Source organism: Shigella sp. SIG6 (assembly GCF_053555815.1).
This window is the reverse complement of record NZ_JBQZXC010000067.1, coordinates 1-19,298: the sequence shown is the minus strand read 5'-3', so window position 1 is coordinate 19,298 and position 19,298 is coordinate 1. Positions and strand designations below refer to the sequence as shown.

The following is a 19,298-nucleotide window of genomic DNA, read 5'->3' as shown; positions in this document are numbered from 1 at the left end:
CCATTTATCTTTCAATCCCCTTTTAAATTTATGGTTTTTCCTCAAAAACGGCCTGCTGGTCATCAGCCTTCAGGTTACCTATCATAGAGGTTTAATCCTTATTCAGAGTCACCCGTGCACGAAATATTCAACATGCTGCTGGCGGTCTTCGATCGGGCAGCGTTAATGCTTATCTGCCTGTTCTTTCTCATCCGTATCCGCCTGTTTCGCGAACTGTTGCACAAGTCGGCGCACTCCCCAAAAGAATTGCTCGCCGTTACCGCCATTTTCTCGCTGTTCGCCCTGTTCAGCACCTGGTCCGGCGTTCCCGTAGAAGGCTCGCTGGTGAACGTACGTATTATCGCGGTGATGTCCGGCGGGATTCTGTTTGGCCCGTGGGTAGGCATCATTACCGGCGTGATTGCGGGTATTCACCGGTATTTAATTGATATCGGCGGCGTGACGGCGATCCCCTGCTTTATCACCAGCATTCTGGCGGGTTGTATATCAGGCTGGATAAACCTGAAAATCCCCAAAGCACAGCGCTGGCGCGTCGGTATTCTCGGCGGCATGTTGTGTGAGACGTTGACCATGATTCTGGTAATTGTCTGGGCACCAACTACCGCGTTGGGGATCGATATCGTCTCTAAAATCGGCATTCCAATGATCCTCGGTAGCGTCTGTATCGGCTTTATTGTGCTTCTGGTGCAAAGCGTTGAGGGCGAAAAAGAGGCCAGCGCCGCGCGGCAGGCCAAGCTGGCGCTGGATATCGCCAACAAAACGCTACCGCTGTTTCGCCATGTCAATAGCGAGTCATTACGCAAGGTCTGCGAAATTATCCGCGATGACATTCACGCCGATGCGGTGGCCTATGTTGGCGTGGGTGAACATAACTATCAGAATGGCGATGACTTCATTAGCCCGACTACCCGTCAGGCGATGAATTACGGAAAAATCATCATTAAAAACAATGATGAAGCCCACCGCACACCAGAGATTCATTCCATGCTGGTGATCCCATTGTGGGAGAAAGGGGTCGTGACCGGAACGCTGAAAATTTACTACTGCCACGCGCATCAGATCACCTCGTCATTACAGGAAATGGCGGTCGGTCTGTCGCAAATCATCTCCACGCAACTGGAGGTTTCACGCGCCGAGCAGCTACGTGAAATGGCAAATAAGGCAGAGCTTCGCGCCCTGCAAAGCAAAATTAATCCCCATTTTCTGTTTAACGCTCTGAACGCTATTTCATCGTCAATCCGTCTGAATCCGGATACCGCTCGCCAGTTGATCTTTAATCTGTCGCGTTATCTGCGCTATAACATTGAATTAAAAGACGATGAGCAAATCGATATCAAAAAAGAGCTGTATCAAATTAAAGACTATATTGCCATTGAGCAGGCCCGCTTTGGCGACAAGCTGACGGTTATCTATGATATTGATGAAGAGGTGAATTGCTGCATTCCCAGCCTGCTGATCCAGCCGTTGGTGGAGAACGCCATTGTCCACGGTATTCAGCCTTGCAAAGGTAAAGGCGTTGTCACCATCAGCGTTGCAGAGTGCGGAAATCGGGTACGCATTGCGGTGCGAGATACCGGGCACGGCATCGATCCAAAGGTGATTGAGCGGGTCGAAGCGAATGAAATGCCGGGCAATAAAATTGGCCTGCTGAATGTCCATCATCGCGTGAAGTTATTGTATGGCGAGGGGCTGCATATCCGCTGCCTGGAGCCGGGGACGGAAATTGCGTTTTACATACCTAACCAACGCACCCCAGTCGCCTCACAGGCTACGTTATTGCTTTGAGCCGGAGTGATATTGTGAAAGTCATCATTGCTGAAGACGAATTCCTGGCACAACAGGAACTGAGCTGGCTAATTAAAGAGCACAGCCAGATGGAGATTGTCGGCACCTTTGACGACGGTCTGAACGTGTTGAAGTTTTTGCAGCATAACCGCGTCGACGCCATTTTTCTGGATATCAATATTCCGTCGCTGGATGGCGTGTTGCTGGCGCAAAACATCAGCCAGTTCGCCCATAAACCGTTTATTGTGTTCATCACCGCGTGGAAAGAACATGCGGTAGAAGCGTTTGAACTGGAGGCGTTTGACTACATTCTCAAACCGTATCAGGAGTCACGTATTACCGGGATGCTGCAAAAACTGGAAGCGGCCTGGCAACAACAGCAGACCAGCAGTACGCCTGCCGCGACGGTAACGCGTGAGAATGACACCATTAATCTGGTGAAAGATGAGCGAATAATCGTCACGCCAATTAACGATATCTATTACGCCGAAGCGCACGAGAAAATGACCTTTATCTATACGCGGCGTGAATCCTACATAATGCCGATGAACATTACCGAATTTTGCAGCAAACTGCCGCCGTCGCATTTTTTCCGCTGCCATCGCTCATTTTGTGTCAATCTGAACAAAATACGCGAAATCGAACCGTGGTTTAATAACACCTACATTCTGCGACTGAAAGATCTGGATTTTGAAGTGCCGGTCAGCCGCAGCAAAGTGAAAGAATTTCGCCAGTTAATGCATCTTTAATCGGGAACTTTCATGAAAGCACCAGGCTTGCCCGCCGATCAACAATTTTTCGCCGATCTGTTCAGCGGCCTAGTGCTTAACCCGCAACTACTGGGGCGCGTCTGGTTTGCCAGCCAGCCTGCCTCGTTACCGGTGGGCAGTTTATGTATTGATTTTCCCCGTCTGGATATCGTGCTGCGCGGCGAATACGGCAACCTGCTGGAAGCAAAGCAGCAGCGAATGGTGGAAGGAGAAATGCTGTTTATTCCGGCACGCGCGGCTAATTTACCGATCAACAACAAACCGGTGATGCTGTTAAGCCTGGTGTTCGCACCGACCTGGCTTGGGTTATCGTTTTACGATAGCCGCACCACGTCGTTGTTGCATCCTGCTCGCCAGATCCAGCTTCCCAGCCTGCAACGCGGTGAAGGTGAAGCGATGCTTACCGCCCTCACCCATCTTAGCCGTTCGCCGCTGGAGCAGAATATCATTCAGCCACTGGTGTTAAGTTTGCTGCATCTTTGCCGCAACGTGGTGAATATGCCGCCGGGTAATTCGCAACCGCGCGGCGATTTTCTCTATCACAGCATTTGTAACTGGGTTCAGGATAATTATGCCCAGCCGCTCACCCGCGAGAGCGTGGCGCAGTTTTTTAATATCACGCCCAATCATCTGTCAAAACTGTTTGCTCAGCATGGAACGATGCGTTTTATCGAGTATGTGCGTTGGGTGCGAATGGCGAAGGCGAGGATGATTTTGCAGAAATATCATCTGTCAATTCATGAAGTGGCACAGCGTTGCGGTTTTCCGGATAGCGACTATTTTTGTCGCGTTTTCCGGCGTCAGTTTGGTCTGACGCCGGGAGAGTACAGCGCCCGTTTTCAGGGGTAACGTCAGAAGGTTAATTCTGTTTCCAGCAGCGTCAGGATACTTTGTGCATCTTGCGCGGCAAACAACGACTGGCGGAAGTTTTTATTCACCAGTTTACGCGCCAGCTGCGAGAAGACTTTCACATGATTCATCCCTTCGTTAGCACCCAGCGTCAGCATGATCACCAGTTCGACTTCGCCCATTTCTGACTGCCAGTCAACCGGTTTCGCCAGCCGGGCAATGCTGATACTGGAATGACGGATCCACTGAGATTTGGTGTGCGGGATCGCTACGCCAAAACCAACGCCGGTGGTAACAATCTCTTCCCGCTGCCAGACATCTTCTTCCAGCTCAAACGGATGTTCAGTGCGCCCGTTAACGCCGAGGTTGCCGCACAGGAACTGGATCGCCTGCTCTTTATTGCTAAAATCTTGATCAACAAAGATATTCTCCAGCGCCAGCAGTGGGCGAACGTCTTCTTCCGGCGTAAAGGCGGTGAGTAACGCTTCAATTTCCTGCGCACTGCGGCATTCACATGCCTGACGCGCCAGTTCCCGACACGCCTCGCTATCCAGTTGACGAAGCTGGCTTTTCACCGCCGGAATACGCGGGCTACTCATACTCAGCTCATCCAGGCCCAGCCCAAGCAGTAGCGGCAGATAACGGCTTTCACCGCCCAGTTCACCGCAAATGCCTACCCATTTGCCCCGCTGATGCGCAGTGGTAACTATTTGCTGCAACATGCGCAGGAACGATGGCGTAATCGGGTTATATAGCGGCGATACGCGCGGGTTATTACGATCGACCGCATACAGATACTGGGTCATATCGTTGGAGCCGATACTGAAGAAATCGACCTCATCGCAGAAGTGGTCGATGATGTAGCACACCGACGGCACTTCCACCATGATCCCAAGCGTAATCGTCTCTGCATGACGCAGGCCATCGCGCTTAAGCTCAACGATCGCTTTTTGGATCTCGCCTTTCACCCATAAGATCTGATCGAGGCTGTGAACCATCGGGATCATCAACTGGGCGTTGCCGAAACTGGCGGCGCTCAAAATGGCCCGCAGTTGAGTGCGGAACAGGCCAGCAAATTCCGGGTAAATACGTACCGCGCGATAGCCGAGGAACGGGTTCTCTTCCTGGGGAATATTCAGATAAGGAATGCTTTTATCGCCGCCGATGTCCATCGTGCGGAAGATAATCGGCTTGTCGCCCGCCGCCAGTAGCACCTGCTGGTAGGCTTCAAATTGCTCCTGCTCGTCCGGCGCGCTGTCGCGATCCATATAGAGCATTTCGGTACGGAACAGCCCGACACCTTCCGCGCCGTTGGCAAACGCGCCTGGCGCTTCCAGAGCGGTGCCGATATTCGCCGCAATATCAATACGCTTGTTATCACGGGAATAGGCCAGCTGCGCGGCAGCCTGCGCCTGTTGTTTTTGGCGTTTATCCGCCAGCGTCTGCGCGACCTGATAATAACCGCTCACCGCGTCATTCGGGTTAATCGCCAGCACGCCGCACTGGGCGTCAAGCACTGCAGGTTGCCCGGCATAACGGGCAATCGCATCCAGCGGCAAGCCACTCAGTACCGGGATCGCCGAGGCACGGGCCAGAATCAGTGTATGCGAGGTGCGCCCGGTTTTCTCCAGAATCATACCCGCAAGATTTTTCAAATCAAGGCTCAAAAACTGGCTTGGGGTTAAATCTTCAGCCACCAGAATGGTCGGTTTTTCCAGCACCAGATTGTTGCGCGGCTTCAGTTCCGGCCAGGTGATATGCAGCAACTGTTCGCTGATATCGCGAATGTCGCTGACCCGCTCGCGCAGATAATCGCTGGCAGAAGCAGATAGTTTGGCGCAAACCTGCTCCATATTGCTGATGATCGCCGCCCCCAGTCCCTGATGCTGTTCTGTCATCAGGCGACGGATATTGCCTGCAAATTCATCATCCTGAATCAGCGACAAATGAGCGCTGAGGATAGTTTTGCTTTCGCCGTCACGCTCACGCAATTGCTGGTTCAGTTGCTCGGCAAGCGTTGCCAGGCTGTGCTCCAGCCGGGTGGAATCTTGCGCACTGGCGGGGATTGCCCGATAACTGTCGAGGCTGTCGCTTTGTAACAGGGCCAGCGTACCCACGCCGACGCCGCTTGCCAGCACATTGCCGTACAGTAAATCCGGGTTAAGGCGGCTTAATGAACGCGGCAGCGGATGCGCCGTCAGTTCTGCCTGCGTCGGCTGAACGCTGTCGCTGTCGATAAAGCGCACCAGGATGTACTCTTCCAGCACGCGCCGCGCCTGCTCTTCATCGCTGCCGCTAATGTTCAGGCTGCAACTGTCATTAAATAAGGTGCCAGTTCCAATCAACGCCAGCGAGCTTTTAGCATCGGCCTTTGCGTTCTGGCGATGGTTGATAAAGGTGATTTCGCTTTGCCACTGGCTGCACTGTTCTTTAAGTTCCCACGCCGGACGAGCATGTAGACCGTTAGGCAAAGGACAGAGAAATTGAATCGTTAACATAACCGCTCCGGGTTAATCAGGAGATCATCTGAAATCCGTCAGTTGAACAACCGTCTCACGCGTAAGACGTTGAATAAGGGCAGATAAAAGTTGCTCCATCTGCAAAATGTCGCGGCAATCGGCAATCGATGCCGCGCAATGTCCGTGGCGGGTGGCAGGCCCCATTACCACTGTGGGTACGCCAGTACCGGTTAAGTGCACCGCTCCACCGTCCGTGCCGCCGTTACTGAACATATCCGCCTGCAACGGAACGCCAATTTCTGCCGCCACGGTTTCAATCCACGCGGTAAGTTTTGGCGGCGCAATCAGCGATTTATCGCTTAACACCAGCATCGGCCCGTTACCAATCTGACGATGGTTAGCCGCGCCATAATCAAAGTTTTTCGCCCAGCAGGCGGTATCAAGCACAATGGCGACGTCCGGCGACACCGCGCGGGTAGCAGTTTGCCCGCCGCGTAATCCCACCTCTTCGCTGGAACTTGCCACCAGCCACACTTCCGCAGGCAGTTCGGCGTCGTGCAGCTCACGTAGTAACGTCACCAGCAGATAGCAACCGAGGCGATCATCAAAGGCTTTGCCCATCACCCGCTGGTGAGGGAGGACCTGAAAAGTGGTATCGAAGGTGACTCGATCGCCTGGACGAATTCCCGCCTGCATCACTTCGTCATAGGTGCGCGCGCCAATGTCCACGCGCATGGCGCTAACGTCATTCCCCTGCCGGTCGCCGTCAAGCAGGCCTGGAATTTTGCACTCTTCACGGGTGGTGATGCGCACCGGCTGCAGCTGGCGGGCAGCCATGCGCACGTTGCCAACCGGCAGCACGTCAATAGCGTCTTCGCGGGAGATGCTGCGCACCATAAATCCCACTTCGTCCATATGGGCGCAGATCATCACCTTCGGACCTGTCGATTCATTGAGGCGGATCAGCACCGATCCCAGACCATCAAATCGCACTTCTTTTTGCAGGCGAGCCGCTTCTTCCAGCAGGATCTGCCGCACTTCCTGTTCCGAGGAGGCGATCGCATCTGCCTCGCTCAACGCTTTTAATAGCGATAAATCCATTATGCCTCTCCCGTGAGCAACACTGTTTTCGGCATGGCGTAGAGCACTTCTGCGCCTTGCGGGGTAACCAGCACAACATCTTCGATGCGCACGCCCCCTTGCCCTAGCAAATAAATCCCCGGCTCCACGGTCAGCAACATGCCTGGCTGTAGCGTCGTGGTGTCCCGCGGTGAAAAACGCGGATCTTCATGGACTTCAATGCCGATAGCGTGACCAGTGTTATGACCGAAATAGTCGCCAAATCCAGCCTCGGTAATGACCCGGCGCGCGGCGTCGTCAATCTGCTGGCAGCGCACGCCGGGGCGAATTGCAGAGATTGCCGCGAGCTGTGCCTGCAGGACAATCTGATAGACGTCAAACAGCGGGTGAGATTCGGCGCTCACCCCTTCGCCATTCACCAGCAAGGTGCGCGTCATATCAGCAGTAGCCCTGATACAGCGCACCAAAATCGAGAGTGACAAACTCGCCCGCTGCAACAATCTTGTCGCTGGCTTTGCCGTGCGGCAGCGCCCCGCGCCAGCCGTTGGCGACAATGGTGTCAAAAGAGGCTTTTTCTGCGCCCTGCTGGCGCATAAACCACTCCAGTTCAGCGGCTATCTCGCGCTCGCTCATCCCCGCCTGAATAAAGCGGCGAATATGCTCCGCTCCGCGATCGGCAATCCCACAGGCGAGGCGGATTATCTCCACCTCCTCTGGCGTTTTGATTTGCCGCAGCACATCCGGCGTGGCGCTAACCAGTTTCGCATTGAGTTCAGACTTCCAGCGGTGCGCGGTTTCCCAACTCACCTGCTGGCCTTCAAAACCGAGCGTTTGCAACTGCTCATCGGCAATGATTTGATTGACGATAGTGGTAAGCGTGTTCGTCGCGTCAAGCAAATGCAGCTGGTAGCCTTGCGCACGGGCTTCCACCTCAACGAAATAGCGCGAATCTACCAGAATGTGCGCACTTTCACGGCTAATAACCACATAGCCTGATCCGGTGGAGATCCCCAGATGCGGCTGTTTGTTCTGCCGTGAGGAGAGAAGCACCGCATCCAGTTGTTGCACCTTAAGCCAGTCGCGCAGCGAAGCGAGTAATGTCATCTGGATTTTCCTTCTTACAGGCTATCGATTAACAATTTGCCTTTGCGGAACATCATCAGACGCAGGAACACCACCATCAGCGCAGTAATGATTGCCCCCAGCGCGATCCCCGCCATATAAACGCCCAGGTTAGTGACCAGCGGCCATGCCCAGATAGCGGATTCCGGGAACCATTGCACTGCGCCCAGCCAGACAGCTGCGGTTGAGCCGACAATCGCGCCGACCATATATGACGGAATGGCGGTGATGGGGCTTTCCAGCGCAAACGGAATCGCACCCTCACTAATCCCCATAAAGGCCAGGAACATCGCGGTCTTACCCTGCGGATAAAGTTGAGCGTTGAACAGGCGTTTGCCGGTTAAACGACGGTCAATAATGGTCGCCAGACCCAGACCAATCGGCGGAATAACGATAGCGATAGAACGAGCGGTGACCGGTAATACGTGGTCAGTGGTAAAGCTGAAGGCAACGAAACCTGCGGCTTTGTTGATCGGGCCACCAAGGTCGATTGCTGTCGCCGCGGCGATCCCCATTGCGTACATCAGCGCGCCCTTCTCACCTGCGGCAGTCAGCACAGTACGGATACCGCCGTTGATCCAGCCACCAAAGGGGGTGATGACGTAGTACATCGCCAGCATGACAAAAATGGCGGAAAGAATCGGTAGCAAAAATGTGGTTTTGAACGCTAACAGAAAATCCGGTAACTGGATTTTCTGGTTCATCCATTTCACAAGGTAACCGGCAACGATAGAAATAATCAGCGCACCAATGAAGGTGGACGGCACCGGCGAAGAGGTCGCCCATTGCATAGTGCTGGGATCGAAGTTCAGCAGTTGCGTCGGCTGGGTAGACATCAACCCGCCGATAAAACCAGCCGGGAACGCCAGTTTGCCACCGATAGAGTTCGCCACAAATGCAGCAAACATCGGAATGGCAAAACCAAACAACACGCCGCCGAAGGACTGCGACAGCCAGGCAAATTTAAGTAAGGAGAGGTCGAAACCGGAGAATTTCCCGCTATTAAGAGCATCCATGATGCCGATCTCAGCAGGAATTTTAAGCCAGCTATAAGCAATCAGCTGGCTGAAAGCGAGGATCACACCGCCCATAATTAAGGTCGGCACCATGCGTGAAATCCCTGACATCACATGCTGCGGGAGTTCACCCCAGAAGCTGCTTTTAGAGGCCTGCGGATTCTTAACTGCCGCTGCCGCACCGGATGCGCCAGGCACAACGGTTGCACTGCGTTTTTTAATGGCCATAACAATTATCCCTGTCGAATATTACTGTTGTTCAGAGGCAATCATCTCTTCGATTTCTTTGATGATGCCCGCAGCGTTTTTAATTGCGTCCTGCAAAGTGATTTCATAAACGTCGCGTGATTCGAAACGTTCGTTATCTTCCGGGGTAACTGCCACGGAATGGATGATGATGGTCGCTTCGGCGATATCCTGCGCCATCAGGCGATTCTGGATGCCGTCCGCGCCCTGGGTTTCAATTTTCACTTCATAACCGGCTTCTACCGCCGCTTCTTCCAGCGCCTGAGCGGCCATAAAAGTGTGAGCCAGGCCCATTGGGCAGGCACATAAGGCAATCAGTTTCTTACTCATCGTTAATTCCTCGTTCAGTGATAGTTGACGAGTGAAATTATGAACGTGCAAAACAAATCGCCGTTACCAGACAAATAATGCATTTACTGGAGAATTAATCCCGCTGTACGGAAGTGTGACGCAGGTCGGCCTTGTGAGGGGACACAAAGAAAAATTGAATTAACTGTATGATTTAAAAGATTATCGGGAGAGTTACCTCCCGATATAACAGGAAGGATTTACAGAATGTGACCTAAGGTCTGGCGTAAATGTGCACCGGAACCGAGAAGACCCGGATAGTCATGGACGATGAGATACACCGGAATATCATGGACATATTCTTTAAAGCGCCCTTTATCTTCAAATGCGGCACGGAAACCGGAGGCTTTGAAGAACTCAAGGAAGCGCGGCACGATACCGCCCGCAATAAACACGCCGCCAAATGTCCCGAGATTGAGCGCCAGATTGCCGCCAAAACGGCCCATAATGACGCAAAACAGCGACAATGCGCGGCGGCAATCGGTGCAGCTGTCAGCCAGCGCGCGTTCGGTAATATCTTTTGGCTTGAGATTTTCTGGCAGGCGGTTGTCAGCTTTCACAATTGCGCGATACAAATTCACCAGCCCAGGGCCAGAAAGCACGCGCTCCGCCGAAACATGACCAATTTCCGCACGCAATATTTCGAGGATAATGGCCTCTTCTTCACTATTCGGCGCAAAATCAACGTGACCGCCTTCGCCCGGCAAGCTTACCCAACGCTTATCGACATGGACCAGATGCGCAACCCCAAGCCCCGTTCCGGCACCGTAAACCGCAATAGGCTTACCTTCGACCGGTTCTGCGCCACCAAACTGAATCAGATGCTCTTTTTTCAGCATCGGGATCGCCATCGATACAGCGGTAAAATCGTTAATAATTTCCAGATGGCTAAAACCGAGATTCTTTTTCATTTCGGCAATTGAGAACGCCCAGGTATGGTTGGTCATTGCCACCCAGTCACCGGTAATTGGGCAAGCGATGGCAATACAGCCGTCTTTCACCTCGACCTTATGTTCTTCAAGATAAACGCGAATGACCGCTTCGAGGCTGGGGTAATCAAGCCCTGAATAGGTCTTAGCCTGCGAGATTTCACCACTGGCAATATCACACAGAGCAAGACGTGCGTTGGTGCCGCCCACATCACCGACTAATGCATACTTTGTCATTCTTCAACTGCTCCGCTAAAGTCAAAATAATTCTTTCTCACACTGTAAATACCTGGGGGCATAACAACAACGCCGGAAAGGCAGGCTCCCTGTAAATATCGATCTGGGTCACACAATTACTTTATCGTTTCAGCACCAATTGCAGCGATGCCTTTTTGCAAGCTGGGCAAACTAAGTATCTGACCCCGCATAAGGAATAGAACATGCTCCATCCGCGAGCCAGAACCATGTTGTTATTATCGCTCCCCGCCGTGGCAATTGGGATTGCGTCCAGTCTTATTCTGATTGTGGTGATGAAAATCGCCTCGGTATTACAGAATTTGCTCTGGCAACGACTGCCGGGAACTCTGGGGATAGCCCAGGATTCACCCCTCTGGATCATCGGTGTATTAACGCTAACGGGTATTGCGGTGGGGTTGGTTATCCGTTTCAGCCAGGGTCATGCCGGACCAGACCCCGCCTGTGAACCGCTGATCGGCGCACCGGTTCCGCCCTCTGCGCTACCTGGACTTATCGTAGCATTAATTCTCGGTCTTGCTGGCGGCGTCAGCCTGGGGCCGGAACATCCGATCATGACCGTCAATATCGCCCTTGCCGTCGCCATTGGCGCTCGTCTGTTACCGCGCGTCAACCGAATGGAGTGGACTATTTTAGCCTCTGCCGGAACCATCGGCGCGCTGTTTGGTACACCTGTTGCGGCGGCGTTGATATTTTCGCAAACCTTAAATGGCAGTAGTGAAGTTCCGCTATGGGATCGTCTTTTTGCGCCGTTAATGGCGGCAGCAGCTGGTGCACTTACTACCGGATTATTTTTCCATCCCCATTTTTCACTGCCCATTGCGCATTACGGACAGATGGAAATGACCGATATTCTCAGCGGTGCAATTGTCGCGGCGATTGCCATCGCAGCAGGGATGGTCGCCGTATGGTGCTTACCACGGTTGCACGCGATGATGAATCAAATGAAAAATCCGGTGCTCGTGCTGGGTATTGGCGGATTTATTCTCGGAATTCTGGGGGTTATTGGTGGACCAGTTTCGCTGTTTAAAGGGCTGGATGAGATGCAGCAGATGGTGGCAAATCAGGCTTTCAGCACCAGCGATTACTTTTTGCTGGCGGTAATTAAACTTGCCGCCCTGGTCGTTGCTGCCGCCAGTGGCTTTCGCGGTGGGCGAATCTTCCCGGCAGTGTTTGTCGGCGTGGCATTAGGGTTGATGCCGCATGAGCACGTTCCCGCCGTTCCAGCGGCAATAACCGTTTCCTGCGCTATTCTCGGCATCGTGCTGGTGGTAACACGCGATGGCTGGTTAAGTCTTTTTATGGCGGCAGTCGTTGTACCCAATACCACATTGCTACCGCTGCTCTGTATCGTCATGCTTCCGGCATGGCTGTTATTAGCAGGTAAGCCGATGATGATGGTCAATCGTCCGAAGCAACAGCCACCCCACGATAATGTTTAGCAAAAAATGCTCTCCTTTATGATTTAAGAGTTATGGCGATGATACGGGGCTTTACCTCCCCGTAATATTGCGTTAACAGGCCGCTGACGGCTTCGATCGTGAAGGAGAATAACAATGTTCAGGTCACTGTTTCTGGCGGCCGCCCTGATGGCATTAACCCCGCTTGCAGCAAATGCAGGTGAAATCACCCTACTGCCATCGATCAAATTACAAATTGGCGATCGCGATCATTACGGTAATTACTGGGACGGTGGTCACTGGCGAGATCGTGATTACTGGCATCGCAATTATGAATGGCGCAAAAACCGCTGGTGGCGTCATGATAATGGCTATCATCGTGGCTGGGATAAGCGTAAAGCATATGAGCGTGGCTATCGTGAAGGCTGGCGCGATCGTGACGATCATCGCGGAAAAGGCCGCGGACATGGGCACCGCCATTAAACGCGTCCTCCAATGGAGCACAATGCCTGATGCGACGCTAGCGCGTCTTATCAGGCCTACAAACCGGCTCTTTAACGCGTAGGGCGGATAAGGCGTTTACGCCGCATCCGCCAATAGTGCCAGATGCGACGCTCATTCAACTACAATCCCAGCGCCGTCCCCACCAACAACCAGATATTCAGCGCCACGACCAGCACTACAATCACCCAGCCTGTCTGTTTTACGCGTTTGCTGTTCACCAGATCGCCCATCAACTTGCTGTCACTGGTGAAAATCAGCAGTGGAACCAGCGCCAGGGCGATACCAAAACTTAACAGCACCTGACTCATAACCAGAATCCGTGTCGGATCTAATCCCATCAGAATGACAATAAATGACGGCAACATGGTGACTGTACGACGCACCCACAGCGGGATATGGAAGCGAATGAATCCCTGCATCACCACCTGCCCCGCCAGTGTCCCCACCACCGTTGAGGACAGTCCGGCAGCAACCAGACTTAACCCAAAGACCGTTGCCGCAGCATGGCTTAACAGCGGTTGCAGCGTCAGATAAGCCTCATCAAGATCGGCAACACCAGTATGACCAGAAAAGTGGAACGCCGCCGCAGCTGTAGCCATCATCGCCAGATTGACAAAACCGGCAATCGTCATGGCGATAGCCACATCCCATTTGGTGGCGGAATAACGTTGTTGACGCGAACCGCCATGTAAATGCTGAGTGAGCGAAGAGTGCAAATAAATCACATGCGGCATAATCGTCGCCCCTAACACGCCTGCTGCCAGGAAGACCGCCTCCGAAGTAGGTAAACTCGGGATCACCATTCCTTTACCCAGCTGCGCCAGGTTAGGCTGGGAGAAAATCAACTCGACAATGTAAGCCGCGGCAACAAACAACAGTAACCCGCCAATCACTTTCTCCAGCGGTTTTTGCCCGCGACGTTGCAGCATTAAAATCAGGAAAGTCGCGATCCCCGTCAGCACCGCGCCCTGCAACAACGAAACACCAAGAATGAGTTTAAAACCGATCGCCGCACCAATAAATTCCGCCAGGTCGGTTGCCATCGCAATAATTTCTGCCTGAACCCAATAGAACCACACTACGGGACGCGGATAGTGATCACGAATCTGCTCCGCCAGATTTTTACCGGTGGCAATCCCTAGTTTGGCAGAGAGGATCTGAATCAGCATCGCCATCAGGTTGGCCCAAACGACAACCCACAGTAGCTGATAGCCGAAGCTAGCACCCGCCTGAATATTGGTCGCAAAGTTACCGGGGTCGATATAACCAATCGCCGCAATGAACGCAGGTCCCATTAATGCGAGCCTCATCTTGCGCGCCGCCCGTCCGCTGCTACTCTCAACGCGATAGTTCGTCATCTTGTGCCTCTAAAACATAGCCTTTGCTATGTTTCATGCTATGCTAAACGAGAATGATTATCAAATTCATTTAAATGGATTGTGGTGATTTCTCTGATAGACCAAGATTATGATTACGAAAAGATTGATGACTTGAATGTTATGGTTATATTTAATGTTAGCACATTTACATAACTTTCAGCTTCCATACACAACATAGCAGAAATGTATGACAGATCACTATTTTTGAAGCCCGTCACAGGACGTCATTATAGTGTGTGTCAGATCTCGTTTTCCTTAACCATGTTACATAGAATGTGCACGGAAATTTAACCTGCCTCATATTTGGAGCAAATATGGACCGCGTCCTTCATTTTGTACTGGCACTTGCCGTTGTTGCGATTCTCGCACTGCTGGTAAGCAGCGACCGCAAAAAAATTCGTATCCGTTATGTTATTCAACTGCTTGTTATCGAAGTGTTACTGGCGTGGTTCTTCCTGAACTCCGACGTTGGTTTAGGCTTCGTGAAAGGCTTCTCCGAAATGTTCGAAAAACTGCTCGGATTTGCCAACGAAGGGACTAACTTCGTCTTTGGTAGCATGAATGATCAAGGCCTGGCATTCTTCTTCCTGAAAGTGCTGTGCCCAATCGTCTTTATCTCTGCACTGATCGGTATTCTCCAGCACATTCGCGTGTTGCCGGTGATTATCCGCGCAATTGGTTTCCTGCTCTCCAAAGTCAACGGTATGGGCAAACTGGAATCCTTTAACGCCGTCAGCTCCCTGATTCTGGGTCAGTCAGAAAACTTTATTGCCTATAAAGATATCCTCGGCAAAATCTCCCGTAATCGTATGTACACCATGGCTGCCACGGCAATGTCCACCGTGTCGATGTCCATCGTTGGTGCATACATGACCATGCTGGAACCGAAATACGTCGTTGCTGCGCTGGTACTGAACATGTTCAGCACCTTTATCGTGCTGTCGCTGATCAATCCTTACCGTGTTGATGCCAGTGAAGAAAACATCCAGATGTCCAACCTGCACGAAGGTCAGAGCTTCTTCGAAATGCTGGGTGAATACATTCTGGCAGGTTTCAAAGTTGCCATTATCGTTGCCGCGATGCTGATCGGCTTTATCGCCCTGATCGCCGCGCTGAACGCACTGTTTGCCACCGTTACTGGCTGGTTTGGCTACAGCATCTCCTTCCAGGGCATCCTGGGCTACATCTTCTATCCGATTGCATGGGTGATGGGTGTTCCTTCCAGTGAAGCACTGCAAGTGGGCAGTATCATGGCGACCAAACTGGTTTCCAACGAGTTCGTTGCGATGATGGATCTGCAGAAAATTGCTTCCACGCTCTCTCCGCGTGCTGAAGGCATCATCTCTGTGTTCCTGGTTTCCTTCGCTAACTTCTCTTCAATCGGGATTATCGCAGGTGCAGTTAAAGGCCTGAATGAAGAGCAAGGTAACGTGGTTTCTCGCTTCGGTCTGAAACTGGTTTACGGCTCTACCCTAGTGAGTGTGCTGTCTGCGTCAATCGCAGCACTGGTGCTGTAAAACCATACATAAAAAAGCCGGGGATCATTCCCCGGCTTTTTTACGCCTGTTAATCAGCTAATGGCTGCGGGCGACCAATCAAATACCCTTGCAGATATTGCACCCCGAGCTTATGCAATAGCGCCTGCTGCTGTTGCGTCTCGACAAACTCCGCGACCACACTCAATGACTTCGCTTTCGCCAGATCGGTAATTGATCTCACAATCATCGCATCCAGCGTATTCGTGACAATATCTTTCACAAAGACGCCATCAATTTTGATGATATCAGCCTGCAAACGCTTTAACCGTTCGTAGTTGGCATATCCGGTGCCAAAGTCATCAATCGTAATCCGGAAACCAAACTTATGCAGCTGCTCGATGTTGTACATGCTGCTTTCTGCGTTAGAAAACGCCTGCTCCTCGGTGATCTCAAGAATGACCGCCTGCGGGGAGATGTGATAACGCTTAAACAGACGAATAATCCGCCCGGCAATATTCTTTTGCAGCAGCATGAGCGGCATTAAATTGACTGAAAAGCGCGGTCCTTTTTTGTCGCAAGGGTGTGTTGCCAGCCACTTCAACAAGGATTCCAGCACTTGCAAATCAAAACGCGCGCTAAGGTTAAACTGAGCAATAAGGGGCAGAAACTTATCCGGGGTCATAATGCCGCCGTCATATTTCAGTCGCGCGAGGATCTCATCATAACCTTCACCCTCTTTGTTGCGAATTGGCTGGGCGTAGAGCAGCAAATCACCCTGATCTAACGCCGTGCGAATGGTATTCAGCAATAGCACCTGTTTAGTGGTCTGCCCGGAAACCATCTCCTCTCTGCTATCCAGCGCCAGCACATGATGATGTGCGCAGGATTGCTCCGCCAGCCAGCTTAACTGCCCCAACAAGGGTTGCAGGGTTTCCTGATTTCCATCAAAACGCCCCTAGGCAGCACCATAGCCCATATCCAGCCCGGTATTGTTCCAGTGAATTTGCCGACTATTCAGGATGTTAACCATATGCTGGAGTCGCCCTTCCGTTTCCGGCCCGCTCAGCACTAACAGCAGTTCACTACCCGGCAATTGATACAACTTTTCGTTTTCCTGCATCAACGGCAGCAGCGTACGGCAAATTGAGCGGATACAGTGAACGCGCATCATTAAGCCGTAATGACGACTCATAAACTCAAGATTATCAATGCGCAGGCAGCAAAAACTCTTGCCCGCCTCTTGCTCCGGCGCTTGTTCCAACGCACGAAAGTTGGGTAGGAGCGTTAACGGATCTGTTAGCGCCTGCAAATGCCAGCGGCGATTAAGCCATTCACTGCGATGATAAATGCGCACCATATAGAGCAGGCAAACGCTAAAGGAAATCAGCACCGCGAGAATAAATGCCAGCGAATATTCGGTTTCCACCCCTTGCAAAAAGTTCTGGTGGTAATTCAGAAGGCAAAGCGTTGAAACAGCCCAGGTGAGATTTAAAAACGGATAGCGAAGATTACCGACCCCGAGGGTAAAGATGATGAAGAAAACGGGTACCAGGTAACCGGCAATAAAGTCGTTTTCATAAGGTGTGCACAACAGAAGTAGCAGCACGCTTAACGCTGCCAGCCAGCTTAAGGTAAATGCGCGTTTCTCTTTGCCCAACGACGGAGCGATATCCCTGCGCCACAATATCTGCGCAAAGTGGGGACTTACAATCATGCGAGTGAGATAGTAGAAAAGCATGTTGTAAATCAGCACTGCGGTGAAAAGGCTTAGTAAATCAACGACCGTGAAAATGGCATCCGCATCGCCGAAAAAGGTGGATATCTTTAGCGGGAAATCAAAGAAGCTCCCCACAAGATACATGCTGCATTTGATGCCGATCGGCGTCACCAAACCAAGCCAGAACAGACGTTGCCAGACATATCGGCTGGTCAATCCATAACGCCAACGCGTCCCCAGCTGCCAGCGTAATATTGCGCAGGCACACAACACGACAAACGTCTGGCTGCCGAGCATGACCGCAGTCTGTAAAAAAGAGAGATGAAAGTTCCACAGATTGGTGCAAAACATCCCGCATAAAACGGGAACGACACCGCGCCAGCCAAAGATAAACAAGATTGACAGCATTACGCACAGTGGCATCCACGCCAGAAAGATATAACTGGAATGGATAATGGCAAGTGGCGAAATAAAACGGGATAGCTGAATAAGTACCACGGTGAGCGTAAACGCTAGTGTGAATATCTTGATATTTTTTATCAGGTTATGCTCCACAAACATGAGTACACTACTCTCACTGATCGGGGTTTTCAGGCACACAAATAATAAGTTTATTCGCATCGCGAAGCAAACAGGGGCCAGCCTGTTGCCGATTTTTCATCCAATGATGCTTTCACCAGGCAGCGCTAACCCGGACGTAGACTGTATTACAAAAGCGGCAAAAAGCAGAGACAAAAAACCCCCGCTTTGCAGCGAGGGTTGGAAATTTGGTGGAGCTAAGCGGGATCGAACCGCTGACCTCTTGCATGCCATGCAAGCGCTCTCCCAGCTGAGCTATAGCCCCACGATGCGTTTACGTACCAAATTTGCTGGGTGCAAAATTTGGTGGAGCTAAGCGGGATCGAACCGCTGACCTCTTGCATGCCATGCAAGCGCTCTCCCAGCTGAGCTATAGCCCCGTCACGTAAAGCTTGTCGAGTTGACGGGCGGCATCATATGAATTCCGCCCGAATGTGTCAACGGCAAATTGCAACGTGTAGTTTCAATCGCTGAAAAATCAGGCAAATGAACAATTTTGGAAAACCGCTCGCATTCAGTAGTTATTCATGTCACGGTTTCCTGTAAAGTGGTGTTATAAAATGAACTACTAATAGACCCACATACATTCAGGGAATTGTTATGTTCAAGGAGAGGATGACACCAGATGAACTTGCCAGACTGACCGGCTATAGCCGCCAGACCATTAATAAATGGGTACGCAAGGAAGGCTGGACAACGTCACCAAAACCTGGCGTCCAGGGTGGCAAAGCCCGACTGGTTCACGTCAATGAACAGGTTCGTGAATATATTCGCAATGCTGAACGTCCAGAAGGTCAGGGAGAAGCGCCTGCCCTTTCTGGTGATGCGCCGCTTGAAGTATTGCTGGTGACACTGGCGAAAGAGATGACGCCAGTTGAACAAAAACAGTTTACATCCTTGCTTCTGCGGGAAGGGATTATCGGATTGTTACAACGCTTAGGGATTCGCGATAGCAAATAATATGAAAAGATTACGCAATAAAATGACCACCGAAGAACTGGCTGAATGCCTCGGTGTGGCTAAACAAACTGTTAACCGTTGGATCAGAGAAAAAGGCTGGAAAACGGAAAAATTTCCCGGCGTGAAAGGCGGTCGTGCCAGACTTATTCTGGTCGATACGCAAGTTTGCGAGTTTATTCAGAACACGCCAGCCTTCCATAACACACCAATGTTGATGGAAGCTGAAGAGAGAATTGCTGAATACGCTCCTGGAGCACGCGCCCCGGCGTATCGACAAATCATCAACGCGATAGATAATATGACAGACATTGAGCAGGAAAAAGTCGCGCAATTTTTGTCACGTGAAGGAATTCGCAATTTCCTCGCCCGTCTCGATATTGACGAATCAGCATAAATAAAAAACGGCAGGATATTATCTCCTG

17 protein-coding genes, 2 tRNA genes and 1 pseudogene are annotated in these 19,298 nt (G+C 51.6%); 8 read left to right on the top strand and 12 right to left on the bottom strand.

Features of this window, described 5'->3' with window-relative positions:
- The first annotated feature begins 114 nt into the window (after positions 1-114).
- The 3 genes from ypdA to ACUU1M_RS12385 are packed head-to-tail and all read left to right on the top strand — an operon-like array spanning position 115 to position 3,404.
- A complete protein-coding gene (ypdA, locus tag ACUU1M_RS12395) occupies positions 115-1,785 on the top strand; it encodes a two-component system sensor histidine kinase YpdA (RefSeq protein ID WP_152028894.1) in 1,671 nt (556 codons plus the stop codon).
- 14 nt (positions 1,786-1,799) lie between these two features.
- Positions 1,800-2,534, top strand: coding sequence for a two-component system response regulator YpdB (gene ypdB, locus ACUU1M_RS12390; RefSeq protein ID WP_005076153.1), 735 nt, complete (start codon positions 1,800-1,802; stop codon positions 2,532-2,534).
- A gap of 12 nt (positions 2,535-2,546) precedes the next feature.
- Positions 2,547-3,404 (top strand): AraC family transcriptional regulator, encoded by an 858-nt coding sequence (locus tag ACUU1M_RS12385; RefSeq protein ID WP_000646844.1) that lies wholly within the window; start codon positions 2,547-2,549, stop codon positions 3,402-3,404.
- Between the two features lie 2 nt (positions 3,405-3,406).
- On the opposite strand, the gene ptsP is transcribed toward ACUU1M_RS12385, so the two are convergent.
- The 7 genes from ptsP to glk form a co-directional block, all read right to left on the bottom strand.
- On the bottom strand, positions 3,407-5,902 hold the full coding sequence (gene ptsP, locus ACUU1M_RS12380; protein ID WP_000955855.1) for a phosphoenolpyruvate--protein phosphotransferase: 2,496 nt from the start codon (positions 5,900-5,902) through the stop codon (positions 3,407-3,409).
- Positions 5,903-5,926: 24 nt separating this feature from the next.
- Positions 5,927-6,964, bottom strand: coding sequence for an aminopeptidase (ypdE, locus tag ACUU1M_RS12375; protein WP_000366001.1), 1,038 nt, complete (start codon positions 6,962-6,964; stop codon positions 5,927-5,929).
- Complete coding sequence (locus tag ACUU1M_RS12370) at positions 6,964-7,407, bottom strand: M24 family metallopeptidase (protein ID WP_234426314.1); 444 nt, start codon at positions 7,405-7,407, stop codon at positions 6,964-6,966. Before ACUU1M_RS12370 ends, ypdE begins: the two co-directional genes overlap by 1 nt.
- Positions 7,382-8,047, bottom strand: a complete 666-nt coding sequence (gene ypdF, locus ACUU1M_RS12365) for an aminopeptidase (protein WP_234426315.1) — start codon at positions 8,045-8,047, stop codon at positions 7,382-7,384. The genes ACUU1M_RS12370 and ypdF overlap by 26 nt, the downstream gene beginning before the upstream one ends.
- A gap of 14 nt (positions 8,048-8,061) precedes the next feature.
- Complete coding sequence (locus tag ACUU1M_RS12360; protein WP_000985333.1) at positions 8,062-9,309, bottom strand: PTS fructose transporter subunit IIC; 1,248 nt, start codon at positions 9,307-9,309, stop codon at positions 8,062-8,064.
- Between the two features lie 21 nt (positions 9,310-9,330).
- A complete protein-coding gene (locus ACUU1M_RS12355) occupies positions 9,331-9,657 on the bottom strand; it encodes a PTS fructose transporter subunit IIB (RefSeq protein WP_005076160.1) in 327 nt (108 codons plus the stop codon).
- A 218-nt stretch (positions 9,658-9,875) separates the two neighbouring features.
- Positions 9,876-10,841, bottom strand: a complete 966-nt coding sequence (gene glk / locus ACUU1M_RS12350) for a glucokinase (protein ID WP_000170347.1) — start codon at positions 10,839-10,841, stop codon at positions 9,876-9,878.
- A 203-nt stretch (positions 10,842-11,044) separates the two neighbouring features.
- On the opposite strand from glk, the gene ACUU1M_RS12345 reads away from it, so the two are divergent.
- Positions 11,045-12,301, top strand: coding sequence for an ion channel protein (locus ACUU1M_RS12345; RefSeq protein WP_152028893.1), 1,257 nt, complete (start codon positions 11,045-11,047; stop codon positions 12,299-12,301).
- A 114-nt stretch (positions 12,302-12,415) separates the two neighbouring features.
- Positions 12,416-12,742 carry a DUF2502 domain-containing protein YpeC gene (ypeC, locus tag ACUU1M_RS12340; protein ID WP_000490086.1) on the top strand — a complete coding sequence of 109 codons (327 nt, stop codon included), beginning with the start codon at positions 12,416-12,418 and terminating at the stop codon, positions 12,740-12,742.
- 140 nt (positions 12,743-12,882) lie between these two features.
- Here ypeC and ACUU1M_RS12335 read toward each other — a convergent pair whose 3' ends face one another.
- Both ACUU1M_RS12335 and ACUU1M_RS12330 read right to left on the bottom strand, forming a co-directional pair.
- Positions 12,883-14,121 (bottom strand): Nramp family divalent metal transporter, encoded by a 1,239-nt coding sequence (locus ACUU1M_RS12335; protein WP_000186369.1) that lies wholly within the window; start codon positions 14,119-14,121, stop codon positions 12,883-12,885.
- Positions 14,102-14,158, bottom strand: a complete 57-nt coding sequence (locus tag ACUU1M_RS12330) for a hypothetical protein (RefSeq protein WP_418134935.1) — start codon at positions 14,156-14,158, stop codon at positions 14,102-14,104. The genes ACUU1M_RS12335 and ACUU1M_RS12330 overlap by 20 nt, the downstream gene beginning before the upstream one ends.
- Before the next feature lie 298 nt (positions 14,159-14,456).
- Between ACUU1M_RS12330 and nupC the strand changes: the two genes are divergently transcribed.
- Positions 14,457-15,659, top strand: coding sequence for a nucleoside permease NupC (gene nupC, locus ACUU1M_RS12325; RefSeq protein ID WP_000376337.1), 1,203 nt, complete (start codon positions 14,457-14,459; stop codon positions 15,657-15,659).
- 49 nt (positions 15,660-15,708) lie between these two features.
- Here nupC and ACUU1M_RS12320 read toward each other — a convergent pair.
- The 3 genes and pseudogenes from ACUU1M_RS12320 to ACUU1M_RS12310 form a co-directional block, all read right to left on the bottom strand.
- Positions 15,709-17,898: pseudogene (locus ACUU1M_RS12320) on the bottom strand (bifunctional diguanylate cyclase/phosphodiesterase).
- Positions 17,899-18,105: 207 nt separating this feature from the next.
- Positions 18,106-18,181: transfer RNA gene (locus ACUU1M_RS12315), tRNA-Ala, on the bottom strand.
- 39 nt (positions 18,182-18,220) lie between these two features.
- Positions 18,221-18,296 (bottom strand) — tRNA-Ala (locus ACUU1M_RS12310).
- 220 nt (positions 18,297-18,516) lie between these two features.
- Between ACUU1M_RS12310 and ACUU1M_RS12305 the strand changes: the two genes are divergently transcribed.
- Entirely contained in the window at positions 18,517-18,876 is a 360-nt protein-coding gene (locus ACUU1M_RS12305) for a YfeC-like transcriptional regulator (RefSeq protein WP_000472021.1), read from the top strand.
- Between the two features lies 1 nt (position 18,877).
- Positions 18,878-19,270: a MerR family transcriptional regulator gene (locus ACUU1M_RS12300; RefSeq protein ID WP_000826503.1), complete on the top strand. Its 393-nt coding sequence runs from the start codon at positions 18,878-18,880 to the stop codon at positions 19,268-19,270.
- The last annotated feature ends 28 nt before the right edge of the window (positions 19,271-19,298 follow it).